Source organism: Streptomyces uncialis (assembly GCF_001905345.1).
Classification (GTDB): Bacteria; Actinomycetota; Actinomycetes; order Streptomycetales; family Streptomycetaceae; genus Streptomyces; species Streptomyces uncialis.
In genome coordinates, this window is the sequence record NZ_LFBV01000001.1 from 544,933 (window position 1) to 557,168 (window position 12,236).

General features: G+C 71.3%; 11 protein-coding genes and 1 tRNA gene. 8 read left to right on the forward strand and 4 right to left on the reverse strand.

Annotated features, from left to right (window positions below):
• Positions 1–23 precede the first annotated feature (23 nt).
• From AB852_RS02340 to purM, 6 genes are all read left to right on the forward strand, one after another.
• Positions 24–572 carry an ArsR/SmtB family transcription factor gene (locus AB852_RS02340; protein WP_073783041.1) on the forward strand — a complete coding sequence of 183 codons (549 nt, stop codon included), beginning with the start codon at positions 24–26 and terminating at the stop codon, positions 570–572.
• Positions 573–706: 134 nt separating this feature from the next.
• Complete coding sequence (locus AB852_RS02345; protein ID WP_107499160.1) at positions 707–1,561, forward strand: M23 family metallopeptidase; 855 nt, start codon at positions 707–709, stop codon at positions 1,559–1,561.
• 9 nt (positions 1,562–1,570) lie between these two features.
• Positions 1,571–2,362, forward strand: a complete 792-nt coding sequence (locus AB852_RS02350) for a maleylpyruvate isomerase family mycothiol-dependent enzyme (protein ID WP_073783043.1) — start codon at positions 1,571–1,573, stop codon at positions 2,360–2,362.
• Between the two features lie 711 nt (positions 2,363–3,073).
• On the forward strand, positions 3,074–3,967 hold the full coding sequence (locus AB852_RS02355) for an META domain-containing protein (protein ID WP_079184239.1): 894 nt from the start codon (positions 3,074–3,076) through the stop codon (positions 3,965–3,967).
• A 94-nt stretch (positions 3,968–4,061) separates the two neighbouring features.
• The gene (purF, locus tag AB852_RS02360; RefSeq protein WP_073783045.1) at positions 4,062–5,588 is read left to right on the forward strand and encodes an amidophosphoribosyltransferase; all 1,527 of its coding nucleotides are present in this window, start codon (positions 4,062–4,064) and stop codon (positions 5,586–5,588) included.
• A gap of 38 nt (positions 5,589–5,626) precedes the next feature.
• Positions 5,627–6,721 carry a phosphoribosylformylglycinamidine cyclo-ligase gene (gene purM / locus AB852_RS02365; RefSeq protein ID WP_073783071.1) on the forward strand — a complete coding sequence of 365 codons (1,095 nt, stop codon included), beginning with the start codon at positions 5,627–5,629 and terminating at the stop codon, positions 6,719–6,721.
• A gap of 320 nt (positions 6,722–7,041) precedes the next feature.
• Here the strand turns inward: purM and AB852_RS02370 are convergent, their stop codons facing one another.
• Both AB852_RS02370 and AB852_RS02375 read right to left on the reverse strand, forming a co-directional pair.
• The gene (locus tag AB852_RS02370; protein ID WP_073783073.1) at positions 7,042–7,302 is read right to left on the reverse strand and encodes a DUF3073 domain-containing protein; all 261 of its coding nucleotides are present in this window, start codon (positions 7,300–7,302) and stop codon (positions 7,042–7,044) included.
• A 330-nt stretch (positions 7,303–7,632) separates the two neighbouring features.
• Positions 7,633–8,721, reverse strand: coding sequence for a Leu/Phe/Val dehydrogenase (locus tag AB852_RS02375; protein WP_073783075.1), 1,089 nt, complete (start codon positions 8,719–8,721; stop codon positions 7,633–7,635).
• Between the two features lie 200 nt (positions 8,722–8,921).
• Here AB852_RS02375 and AB852_RS02380 point away from each other — a divergent pair, with 200 nt between their 5' ends.
• Together AB852_RS02380 and bldC are read left to right on the forward strand one after the other, a co-directional pair.
• Positions 8,922–9,827 (forward strand): DUF8083 family protein, encoded by a 906-nt coding sequence (locus AB852_RS02380; RefSeq protein ID WP_073783077.1) that lies wholly within the window; start codon positions 8,922–8,924, stop codon positions 9,825–9,827.
• Positions 9,828–10,524: 697 nt separating this feature from the next.
• Complete coding sequence (bldC, locus tag AB852_RS02385) at positions 10,525–10,731, forward strand: developmental transcriptional regulator BldC (RefSeq protein ID WP_003949541.1); 207 nt, start codon at positions 10,525–10,527, stop codon at positions 10,729–10,731.
• An 878-nt stretch (positions 10,732–11,609) separates the two neighbouring features.
• Here bldC and AB852_RS02390 read toward each other — a convergent pair.
• A complete protein-coding gene (locus AB852_RS02390; RefSeq protein ID WP_073783079.1) occupies positions 11,610–11,798 on the reverse strand; it encodes a DUF6274 family protein in 189 nt (62 codons plus the stop codon).
• A 252-nt stretch (positions 11,799–12,050) separates the two neighbouring features.
• Positions 12,051–12,125, reverse strand: a tRNA-Asp gene (locus AB852_RS02395).
• Positions 12,126–12,236 lie beyond the last annotated feature (111 nt).

Sequence of the window (12,236 nt, forward strand, 5' to 3'; positions counted from 1 at the left end):
CGTAGTTACGTAATCTTGGGGTCATGGGACTGGAGGAACGGGTCACGGACCTGGAGCGCAGACTGGCGGAGCTGGAGCGCCCGGAAAGCGGGAGCGGGGAGGGGGCGTCATCGGAGCACGGGGGCGCGGGGCCGGAGCCGCCGGTCCGCGAGGGGTTCTGGGCGCTGGAGGGCTTCAAGGAGCAGCTCGCGCAGGCGGGTTCCGACGCGCGGGAGGGCGGTGTCCTGTTCACCGGAGCGGTCGGCCTGCCCACCGGTGAGCGCTACGAATGGCAGTACGGGGAGCTGACCGACCGCCTCATCCAGGCCGACTGGTCGGACCGCGCCGACGCCTTCGCCGCCCTCGGCCACCCCGTGCGGCTGCGACTGCTGCGCGAGATCCTCACCGGCCGCCGCACGGCCGCCGAGCTGACCGACCTGGACGGCCTCGGCACCACCGGCCAGACGTACCACCACCTCCGTCAGCTCACCGCCGCGGGCTGGCTGCACAGCACGGCCCGCGGCCGCTACGAGGTCCCCCCGTCCCGGGTGGTCCCGCTCCTGGTCGCCCTCACCCTGACGACCGCCCCATGACCACCGGGCCCCTCACCGAGACGACCACCGGACGACCCGAGACACCGGGGGAGACCATGCCGACCAGCCCCAGCACCCGAACCCGCACCCGCACGACCCACAAGGCGCTGACAGTCGTCTACCGCCTCGTCTGGATGACCCTGACCGTCCTCGTCGTCGGCAGCTTCGTGGTCGACCGGCTGGACGAGCCGCCCTTCCCGCTGATCTGGCTGGCCCTGGGCGCGAGCATGCTGGTCCTGCTGCTCCTCACCCATCTGACCCGCCCGTCCAGGGGGCCCGCCGCGACGACCGAGCCGATCGAGGTCGCCCCACCCGTCACGGGCCGCTGGCTCGCGGTCAACAGCCCGGCGGACAAGGTCCCCAGCCACGGCACCCACGGCTACGGCCAGACGTACGCGATCGACATCGTCGCCGAGCCGGAGCCCCGCCGGATAGCGGGCCGCCCCACCAACCCGCAGCGCCCCGGGTTCGCCTGGTTCTGGCCCCTGCTCCGCCGCCCGGAGGCGTATCCCGCGTTCGGCTCCCCGATCATGGCGGTCGCCGATGCCAGGGTCGTCCAGGCGTCCGACTCCCAGCGCGACCATCTGAGCCGTACTTCGCCGCTGCCGCTGTTCTACCTGATGCTCCTGGAGGGCATGGCCCGTGCGATGGCCGGCCCCCACCGGGTCACCGGGAACCACCTCGTCCTGGACCTGGGCGACGGCACCTACGCGATGTACGCCCACCTCAAGAAGGGTTCGCTCAAGGTCCGCGCGGGCGACCGGGTCACCGAGGGCACCGTCCTCGCCGAGTGCGGCAACTCCGGCAATTCCACCGAGCCGCACCTCCACTTCCAGCTGATGGACTCCCCGGACCTGGACACGGCCCGCGGCCTCCCGTTCCGCTGGCGGGGTGTGGGCCTCCCGGCGGGCGGCGAGACATTCACGGCGCCGGAGCGGACCCGCGATACCGGGAGAAGCGTCGCGAGCGGTGTCACCCGGCCCGGTTAGGCTCGGAGGATGCCGCCCGCCAGGAAGCGTGTCCGTACGTTCGACCCCGCCAGGACCAGGGCCGCCGTGCTCGCGCAGTACGCGCTGGTACGTGAGGGGATCGCGCGGCTCACCCCCGATCAGCTCCAAGCGCCGACCCGGCTCGGCGACTGGACGGTACGGGAGCTGACGGCACATCTGTCGGTCGCCGTCGGGAGCGTCGTACGGGGTCTGGAGCTTCCCGAGCCCGCGCGGCGGGAGTTGGCGCTGATGGACTACCCCGCCATGGCTTCCGCCAGGGCCGTCGAGCCGGACGAAGACGCACAGGCGACGGCGGCGGAGGGCACCACCGACGAGCTGTTCGCCCGAGCGGCGGACCGTCTCCCCGAGGTGCTCGCCACCGTGACGGACGAGCGGCTGATCCCGACGCGGCTCGGGGCGATGCGGCTCTCGGACTTCCTGGTGACCCGGGTCGTGGAGCTCGTCGTCCGTACCGACGACCTCAATGACGCGACGGACCTCGGGGTGCCGTTCGACCGTCAGGCCCAGGCGATCACCACGAGGTTCCTGGCGGACGCGTTGGCGGTCAAGGCGCCGGGGGGCGCGGTCGAGGTCCGGGTCCCGCCGTTCGCGGTGATCCAGTGCGGGGCGGGTCCGCGGCACACCCGGGGTACCCCGCCGAATGTCGTCGAGACCGACCCCCTCACCTGGACGCGGCTCGCGACGGGGCGCACCGACTGGGCCACGGAGGTCGCCGCGGGCAGGATCACGGCCAGCGGCGACCGAGCCAACCTCACCCCCACCCTCCCAGTCCTCCCCTGACCCCACCCGAGTCCCCTGTACAGGTCGCCTTCGCTCGCGCCGCCTAGTTCCCTGTGCTGGGCGTACTTGTTCCCGCACAGGTCGTCCGTGGGTGCGCAGTTCCCCGCAGGTCGCCTTCGCTCGCGCCCCGGGGTTTCCTGTGCTGGGCGCACTTGTTCCTGTGCTGTCGCTCGGTGGGTGCGCAGTTCCCCGCGCCCCTGAAGGGGCGCCTCAGCCCCGTGATGTTGCTTTTCGCCATCCTCCTCGCGCGGTCGCATGGCCACGGGAGGGGGTGGGCGGGAATCTCTGCTCGCAGACTCCGATGCTCTTCAGTAGATCCACTGGACGTCGTACCGAGCGTGTCGGATCGAGGACGGAGAATCCCGACCGGCACCGACCCGAAGAACAAGCCGGGAGCGCCCCAAAGGGGCGCGGGGAACTGCGCACCCCACGAGCGACGGCACAGGAACGGAGTACGCCCAGCCGGACGGACCTCGCAAGCGCAAGCGAAGGCGACCCGCGGGGAACTGCGCACCCCACGAGCGACGGCACAGGAACGAAGTGCGTCCACCCGGACAGACCTGGGAAGCGCAAGCGAAGGCGACCCGCGGGGAACTGCGCACCCCACGAACGACGGCACAGGAACAAGTGCGCCCAGCCGGACAGACCCCAGACGCGCAAGCGAAGGAACCCCCGGGGGAACCGTAACGAGCGCTCGCTCGTCAGATCGCCATGTACACGCAACGGCGCACCCCCGCCCCGAAATCCGCGGCCACCGCGACCGCGACCGCGGCGACCGCAACCGCAACCGCAACCGCGGTCGCCGCGGTACTCCTCGCGGCCTGCGGTACCAGCACACCCGCGGACGAGGGCAAGGGCACGGACAAGGACCCCGCCGCCGGAACGACCGCCGGTACCCTCACCGACACCCGCTGGACGATCCGCACCCTGACCGTCGCGGACACCCCGCACCCCGCGCCCAAGGGCACCCACCTCACGTTCGACGACAAGTCCCAGGTCAGCGGGAACTACGGATGCAACGACTTCCGGGCCCGCACGGATCTCAAGGGCGGCGTACTGACCCTGAAGGACGCCGTGTCGACGGAGACCGCGTGCACGAGCCTCGACTTCGAGGAACGTCTCGCCCGGACCCTCGCCGCCGGCGGTCTCACGGTCACGCGGGAGAAGGACACCCTGCGTCTCACCACCCCGAAGGGCGATCACGTGGAGCTGACCCGGGCCAAGGCCGAGGAACCCGCGCCGCTCACCGGCACCCGGTGGACGGTCACGACCCTCACCGACGGCACGACGTCCGCCTCGCTGCCCGCCGGGACGGAAGGCAAGGCGCATCTGACGATCGCGAAGGACGGCCGGGCCAGCGGCAACCTCGGCTGCAACCGCTTCTCGGCCACCGCGAAGATCGGGGACGACGGCACCCTGACCCTCGGTACCCCGGCGATGACCCGCATGATGTGCGCGGCCGCGGCGATGCGCACGGAGAAGGCCCTGCTGCGGCTCTTCGACGGCAAGAAGATCACCTACGAGCTGAGCGGCGACTCCCTCACCCTGACCGCCCCGGACGGCAAGGGCGCCACGGCCACCGTGACCCCGCGGGCGCGCCCGTAGCAGCTCCGGGGGCCGAACCGGCGGGTAAGTGATTCGCCTTACGTAACACGTCCCCAATTCGGACCGGTGGTCGATCTCGCCTACACTCGGAGCCGTGCCACGTGGTGACGGTCGACTCAATCACGATCTGCTTCCCGGCGAGAAGGGCCCCCAGGACGCTTGTGGCGTCTTCGGTGTCTGGGCTCCGGGCGAAGAGGTCGCAAAGCTCACGTACTTCGGGCTGTACGCCCTCCAGCATCGGGGCCAGGAATCCGCGGGAATCGCGGTCAGCAACGGCTCCCAGATTCTCGTCTTCAAGGACATGGGACTGGTCTCCCAGGTCTTCGACGAGACCTCCCTCGGCGCCCTCAGGGGCCACATCGCCGTAGGACACGCCCGCTACTCGACCACCGGCGCATCGGTGTGGGAGAACGCCCAGCCCACGTTCCGCGCCACTCCGCACGGCTCCCTCGCGCTCGGCCACAACGGCAACCTGGTGAACACCGCCAAGCTCGCCGAGATGGTCGCCGACCTGCCCCGGCGGGAAGGCCGCGCCACCCAGGTCGCCGCCACCAACGACACCGACCTCGTCACCGCGCTCCTCGCGGGCCAGACCGACGACGACGGCAAGCCCCTGACCATCGAGGAGTCCGCCGCCAAGGTGCTCCCCGAGGTGATGGGCGCCTTCTCGCTGGTCTTCATGGACGAGAACACCCTCTACGCGGCCCGTGACCCGCAGGGCATCCGCCCGCTGGTGCTCGGCCGGCTGGAGCGCGGCTGGGTCGTCGCCTCCGAGTCCGCCGCCCTCGACATCTGCGGCGCGACCTATGTCCGGGAGATCGAGCCGGGCGAGTTCATCGCCGTCGACGAGAACGGCATCCGCACCTCACGATTCGCAGAAGCGAAGCCCAAGGGCTGTGTCTTCGAGTACGTGTACCTCGCCCGCCCCGACACCGACATCGCCGGGCGGAACGTCTACCTCTCCCGGGTGGAGATGGGCCGGCGGCTCGCGAAGGAAGCACCGGTCGAGGCCGACCTGGTGATAGCGACCCCGGAATCCGGCACCCCCGCCGCGATCGGGTACGCGGAGGAGTCCGGCATCCCGTTCGGTGCCGGTCTGGTGAAGAACGCGTATGTGGGCCGGACCTTCATCCAGCCCTCGCAGACGATCCGCCAGCTCGGCATCCGGCTGAAGCTCAATCCGCTGAAGGAAGTCATCCGGGGCAAGCGACTGGTCGTCGTGGACGACTCGATCGTGCGCGGCAACACCCAGCGCGCCCTGGTCCGGATGCTCCGTGAGGCCGGTGCCGCCGAGATCCACATCCGGATCTCGTCGCCGCCCGTGAAGTGGCCCTGCTTCTTCGGCATCGACTTCGCGACCCGCGCCGAACTCATCGCCAACGGCATGTCCGTCGAGGAGATCGGCAGGTCGCTGGCGGCCGACTCCCTCTCGTACATCTCCCTCGACGCCATGATCGAGGCCACCACCATCGCCAAGCCCAACCTCTGCCGGGCCTGCTTCGACGGTGAGTACCCGATGGATCTGCCCGACCCGGAACTGCTCGGCAAGCAGCTCCTCCAGACCGAGCTGGCGGCCGGTCCGGCGGCCACCGCCGCGGTCGACGCGCTCCGTCGCCCGTAACCCCCCTCCCCGAGACACGACACGAAGGTTCCGCGAGCATGTCTGCTGAATCCCCTGTGAGCACGCCGGGCCCCGGCTCCGGCGCGAGCTACGCGAGCGCGGGCGTCGACATCGAGGCGGGCGACCGCGCCGTCGAGCTGATGAAGGAGTGGGTGCGCAAGACCCGGCGCCCCGAGGTCGTCGGCGGCCTCGGCGGGTTCGCCGGGCTCTTCGACGCGTCCGCGCTCAAGCGCTACGAGCGTCCGCTGCTCGCCTCCGCGACCGACGGCGTCGGCACCAAGGTCGACATCGCCCGCCGCCTCGGCGTCTACGACACGATCGGCCATGACCTGGTCGCGATGGTCATGGACGACATCGCGGTGTGCGGCGCCGAGCCGCTGTTCATGACCGACTACATCTGCGTCGGCAAGGTCCACCCGGAGCGGGTCGCGGCCATCGTCAAGGGCATCGCGGAGGGCTGCGTCCTCGCGGGCTGCGCCCTGGTCGGCGGCGAGACCGCCGAACACCCGGGCCTGCTCGGCCCGGACGACTTCGATGTCGCCGGCGCGGGTACGGGCGTCGTCGAGGCCGACCGGCTGCTCGGCCCGGATCGTATCCGCACGGGTGACGCGGTGATCGCGATGGCCTCCTCCGGCCTTCACTCGAACGGGTACTCGCTGGTCCGCCATGTCCTCTTCGACCAGGGCGGACTCTCCCTCGACCAGCGTGTGGACGAGCTCGGCCGCACCCTGGGCGAGGAGCTGCTGGAGCCCACCCGGATCTACTCGCTGGACTGTCTGGCGCTGGCCCGCACCGCCGAGGTGCACGCCTTCAGCCACATCACCGGCGGCGGGCTCGCCGCCAACCTGGCCCGGGTCGTCCCGGACGGGCTGCACGCCGTCGTGGACCGCTCCACCTGGGCCCCCGGGGCGATCTTCGACCTGGTGGGCAAGGTCGGGCGGGTCGAGCGGCTGGAGCTGGAGAAGACCCTGAACATGGGCGTCGGCATGATGGCCGTGGTGCCCGCCGAGTCGGCCGAGGTCGCCCTGACCCTGTTCGCGGACCGGGGCGTGGACGCCTGGATCGCGGGCGAGATCACCGAACGCGGCGACCACAGCACGGGCGCGGCCCTGGTCGGCGACCACCCGAAGTAGTCACGTCCCCACCGCGGGGGAGGGGATCCGCTGACCGCGGTGCCGTCCGCCCCCGGCCCGAAAAGGCCGGACGGACGGCGCCGGACCGGGGCACCCGGGAATCCCGCCGTACGGGGCGGTGGGCGGTGGGACACGCCAGGACCGCCTCGGGGAAGCACAAAACCCGGTCCGGCGTGATGTGCCCGGACCGGGAAGGTGCCGTCGGCCGACCGGCCGCCGACGGTGACGTCAGGGTGTGCCGACGCACCGGCGGAAGACCCCGCCGACCAGTATGGGGACGCTGCTACGGATGACGCGGGTTACGCGCAACGGCCGTGGCGTCAAGCGCCCCGACGCCGCGCCGACGGACCGGACTCACCGGCCGACTCGTCGTCGTCGTCCTCGTTGTACAGATCCGCGTACCGTGCGTACGGGTCGTTGTCGTCCTCGTCGTCGTCCTCGAACGGCTCGCTGTTCGGCGGCTGGTTCGAAGTCGACGCGCCCAGCTCGTTGGCCAGGCGTGAGAGGTCAGTCCCACCGCTGTTGTACTTCAGCTGGCGGGCGACCTTCGTCTGCTTGGCCTTGGCCCGGCCGCGCCCCATGGCTCGACCCCCTCGGTGACGGGGCTCGGTGGCCCCAGAGTCTTGACACGCGTTCATGGTCGGGAACGGACTCTCCGTGGAGAGACCGGTCCGTAGGGCTTCCACGGTACCTGCTCCCGCGGTCATACGGTACGTCGCCCGCAGGACGCGCGGGTGCGCAAGACCGGTGAGGCGCCCCGTCCTCGCTGGTCACCCGCGATTTTAACCTCTTCTCAGGGGCCGACCCGCCGACGGAGGATGAGTCTCATCTCTCAGCCCCCTCGGCAGGGTCACGACACCTTCACACAGGGGCGGCGCCGCGCGTGTCGGACCCCCGCCCCGGGGTGGGATTCAGCGGCTCGCGGAACGCGCCTCGGCGATCCGGTGCTCGGCGATCCGGTCGGCCGCGGCGGCCGGCGGAATCCCGTCCTTCTTTGCACGTGTGAATATGTCCAGGGTGGTGTCGAAGATCCGCGCGGCCTTCACCTTGGCCCGGTCGAAGTCGAAACCGTGCAGCTCGTCCGCGACCTGGATCACCCCGCCCGCGTTCACCACGTAGTCGGGGGCGTAGAGGATGCCGCGGTCGGCGAGATCCTTCTCCACCCCGGGGTGGGCGAGCTGGTTGTTGGCGGCGCCGCACACCACGGTCGCGGTCAGGGCGGGCACCGTGTCGTCGTCCAGGGCCCCGCCGAGCGCGCAGGGCGCGTACACGTCCAGTCCGCCGACCCGGATCAGCGCGTCGGTGTCGGCGGCGACGGTGACCCGCGGATGCAGATCGGTCAGCCGCCGGACGGCCTCCGCGCGGACATCGGTGACGACGACCTCGGCACCGTCGGCCAGCAGATGCTCGACCAGATGGTGACCCACCTTGCCGACCCCCGCGACCCCTACTTTCCGGCCACGCAGCGTCGGGTCGCCCCACAGATGCTGGGCGCTGGCCCGCATCCCCTGGAAGACGCCGTACGCGGTGAGCACCGACGAGTCGCCCGCGCCGCCGTTCCCGGGGGAGCGTCCGGTGGTCCAGCGGCACTCGCGGGCCACCACGTCCATGTCGGCGACATAGGTGCCGACATCGCAGGCGGTCACGTACCGGCCGCCGAGCGAGGCCACGAATCTGCCGTACGCCAGCAGCAGGGCCTCCGTCTTGATCCGCTCCGGGTCACCGATGATGACGGCCTTGCCGCCACCGTGGTCGAGCCCGGCCATGGCGTTCTTGTACGACATCCCGCGCGCGAGGTTCAGCGCGTCGGCGACGGCCGCCTCCTCGTTCGCGTACGGGTAGAAGCGGGTGCCGCCGAGCGCGGGGCCCAGCGCGGTGGAGTGGAGGGCGATCACGGCCTTGAGGCCGCTGGCACGGTCCTGGCAGAGCACGACCTGTTCATGGCCGCCCTGGTCCGAGTGGAACAGGGTGTGCAGGACGCCGTCGGTTACATCGGTCACGGTGGTGACTCCCGGATACGTAGCGGCGGTTGTGGGCCGGTTCCCGTACGGGTGGCGGGCCCGGTGGGACGAGACTAGAGCCTGCGCGCCACGGCGACGGGCACGCGCGGGGGATCACCCTCTCCCGGAGTACGGATATGGCACGATTCATCAGGGTTTGTCGCAGGTTTCCACGCCGGTCGGCGGGGGAGGGAGCAGAGGTGCCCAAGGTGTCCTCGGTGATCGTGCCGTACGCGTCCTACTTGCGCGTGTACGAGCCACTGGCCGCCTTCCCGGAACCGGAACGCGGCCACTGGGCGCGTTACGCCCGCCGCCCCGACCGCCCCTCGTACCAGGACGAACTCCGGCGCTCGCTGGCGGACTTGCTGCCCGTGCCGCCGGTCCCGGTGCCGGTCCACGAGAGCGACGACGCGTTCGTCACGGAGGTCGACGGCGTGGTGTGCGTCTGCCCGTGGCGGACCCGGCTGCGGGGCTGGCAGGCGCTCGGTGAGCTGGCGTCCGGGGGCCGGCTGCCCCCGGCGGTGCTCGACGCGGTGCTGCCGCCGGTGGTGCGCCGCCAGAGCGCCGACGACTACGAGCGCTGGCGGGCCCGCAACCCGGACGCGCGCCCCTGGATCCGTACCGCGACCTGGCAGGTGCCGCTGGCGTGGTTCGTCCTGGTCACCGACGACGAGCGGGAGTACCTGACGGACGCGGACGGGCCGGGTTCCGGCGCCGGTGACGGACCGGGCGACGGGGAGCCGGGGCCCGGGGCGGGAGCGCCCCCCGTGCTGCGTTACCGCACGCCGATGGTGCAGGCGCGGCGGCGGGTGGCGCGTGGCCTGAAAGCGCTGAAGGAATCACTGGGCGGCGGACCGCTCGTCGAGGGCCTGGTGGACGTGGGGCGCTGGCTGGAGGAGTTCCATCCGCGCTCGCTGGTGGAGCTCGACTACGGCGGTCTGGTGCACGCGCTGCCCGCCGAACATCTCGCGGCGGACCACTCGGCCGCGGATGTCGCCGCGGGCATCGCGGCGCTGCGGGCGGGCGACAGCGTGGCGGCCGGGGCGGTGTACGCGCGGCTGGTGGAGCGCTGGCGCGTGGTCCGGGACCGCCGCTCGGCGAACTGAGCCGGGCGGACAGGTCGGGGCGGGGTGGGCGCCGGGCGACGGATTCGGTCGCCGGAAGTCCCCATGTGGTCCGTACCTGTGGCAGTGTCCTGACAAGCTGTTCCCGGCGGGGTTCCGACCCGGCCGGCCGCGATCCGGCGGCCGTCCGGTCAGGGCGCGGGCCGGGTGGCGACGGATTCCGTCGTCGTGGACCGCGTACGGCCCTCGCGGGCGGTGCCGGTCGGGCGGATTCGGATGATGTGAGGGAGCGTCGGGACGTAGGTCCCGATCCGGTCTTTTGCGTCAAGCGTGATGGACCGCACTTACCGGGGCCTTGCGCCCATCACCCCTCCTCGTGCCAAAATAGGACAAGGAGTCCGGGGAGAGCTCCTTCCATCCGGCTCTGGTGCGGAATGCTCGGCAATGCGCGCTATGGGGGATCTGTGGACTCCTGCTCACTCTGTGACCGATTGTCACGGGGGTGTGACTGTCCGTTATGGCACGGTCCATCGGCATCCGTCGCTGATGAACACCTGGGAGGGCAATTCCATCGGTTTGGCCGACGCGGCTGGACGGATGGTGTAGTTGTAGTGCCGAGGACAAGCCGTTCGTCCTATAACCGACTCGACCCGCGTCCGCCATTTCGGGCAACGCGTGTCAAGGTGCAGAATTTAGAGGAAAGAACCGAGATGGTTCGGTTCTCCCGAGGAGGCCGCTCATGACCGCTCGCACCCCTGATGCCGAGCCGCTGCTGACCCCGGCTGAGGTCGCCACGATGTTCCGCGTCGACCCCAAGACGGTCACGCGCTGGGCCAAGGCTGGCAAGCTCACGTCGATCCGCACGCTCGGCGGGCACCGCCGCTACCGCGAAGCAGAGGTCCGCGCGTTGCTCGCGGGCATTCCGCAGCAGCGCAGCGAGGCCTGACCAACCGCACGACCTGCTCCACCGCTCCATCTGCTCGACCGCACCACCTGAACAACCGCACGACCGGGCCGAGTCACCGGGTCCCCCACCTGGTGTCTGCCCGTAACTCAGCTCCATACGACGTCGGTCCTGCCCCAACAGGGCCCACCCCGAGGCACGTGAGCAGTTCCGCCGAGGAAGCGTCATCGATCGCGCTGGACTCCGCCGGGTCCAGCGCGATTTTTTTTGTGCGGATTCCGTGGCGCACGGGGACGGATTCCGTGGCGCGCCGGCCGCGCCCGCGGCCCGTCCGCCATCCCCAACGCCCCACTGCGGCCGCCTTCATGGCCTTCTGCGGCTCCCTGTGCCCTTCTCCGCGCCTTTCCGCCCCCCGGCCGACTCCTCCGGCCGTCGGGCCCTTCCGGGCGCCTCAGGCGCCCTCGTGGCCGCCGCGCTCCGGGTCCTCGGTCTCGGGCCGCCGTGCGCTCCGGCGCCGAAGCTGTGCGGAGCGGGCTTCGGGGCCGCGTTCCCGGGGCCGTCCGGCGGGCGTTCGTGGATGCCGTCCGGGGGTCCGGACGGGGTCCCGGCGGGGGTCCGGGCGAAGGGGTCGCCCGGGGGGTCGCGGGCCGTCCTCGGGGGCGGCGTCGCACGGGCCGCCGGGGGGCGGTGTCGGATGTTCCGTGAACTGTCCCGGATGCCGGTGCAATTGCACATATTAAATTGACCCTTTGTAGGGCACGCGTAAGCCTGGGGGTTCCCAAAACTCTTACGGTGACACCCGTCACACCCGCGGGCGCTTGTTCGCCCCTTGTCCCCTGCGCTAGTGCGCCGGGCGCGTGCCCTCCGTGCCCACAAGCTTCAGCCTCCCACCCGGGGAGTGGGTGACCGACCCGCGGAAGTCACGCGTTCGAGGGACTTTCGTCCCCGATGTCTTCCGCCCGCTCCGGTCGCCGTGTAGACGACTCCACCGCCAGCCGGTGCAACGCGGCGCACACGGCGCAGTGCCGGACCCGATGGCGGTAGCGGACGGCCGCCGACAGATGGGCCCGCAGCAGTGCCCGTGTCTCACGCCGGGCGACAGCCCTCATGTGCCACATCCAAGCCCCCGCGCGCGCGGCGCGCACGCCACTTGTGGAGGAGGTACCCGCCCGGCGCGCGGCCGTCAAGACCTCGCGCACGGAACAGGGATCGCGTGCGCAGGGGCGTGAGTGACGTGAGCGCGCGGGAAGCGGGGGCGCGGGGCGGACCGCCGGGGTCGGCCGTACGGCGGGCCGCGCCGGCCGACCGTACGGCCCGGAACAGCAAGAAGGCCCACATCCGAGAGGATGTGGGCCACTATGCGGTCCTGACGGGATTTGAACCCGCGGCCTCCACCTTGACAGGGTGGCGAGCACTCCAAGCTGCTCCACAGGACCAGACTCAGCGGCGCCTTTTCGTGCGCCCCGCTGCGAAACAGGACTCTACAGCAGCGCAGGCCATGCGGTCGAACTCACCCAGCGTGCGGGGCCGATCACCGGGCCGGGGCG

Coding starts and splice junctions, on each gene's coding strand:
- AB852_RS02340 (WP_073783041.1), top strand. CDS start 24: ATGGGACTGGAGGAACGGGTCACGGACCTGGAGCGCAGACTGGCGGAG.
- AB852_RS02345 (WP_107499160.1), top strand. CDS start 707: ATGACCCTGACCGTCCTCGTCGTCGGCAGCTTCGTGGTCGACCGGCTG.
- AB852_RS02350 (WP_073783043.1), top strand. CDS start 1,571: ATGCCGCCCGCCAGGAAGCGTGTCCGTACGTTCGACCCCGCCAGGACC.
- AB852_RS02355 (WP_079184239.1), top strand. CDS start 3,074: ATGTACACGCAACGGCGCACCCCCGCCCCGAAATCCGCGGCCACCGCG.
- purM (WP_073783071.1), top strand. CDS start 5,627: ATGTCTGCTGAATCCCCTGTGAGCACGCCGGGCCCCGGCTCCGGCGCG.
- AB852_RS02370 (WP_073783073.1), bottom strand. CDS start 7,302: ATGGGGCGCGGCCGGGCCAAGGCCAAGCAGACGAAGGTCGCCCGCCAG.
- bldC (WP_003949541.1), top strand. CDS start 10,525: ATGACCGCTCGCACCCCTGATGCCGAGCCGCTGCTGACCCCGGCTGAG.
- AB852_RS02390 (WP_073783079.1), bottom strand. CDS start 11,798: ATGAGGGCTGTCGCCCGGCGTGAGACACGGGCACTGCTGCGGGCCCAT.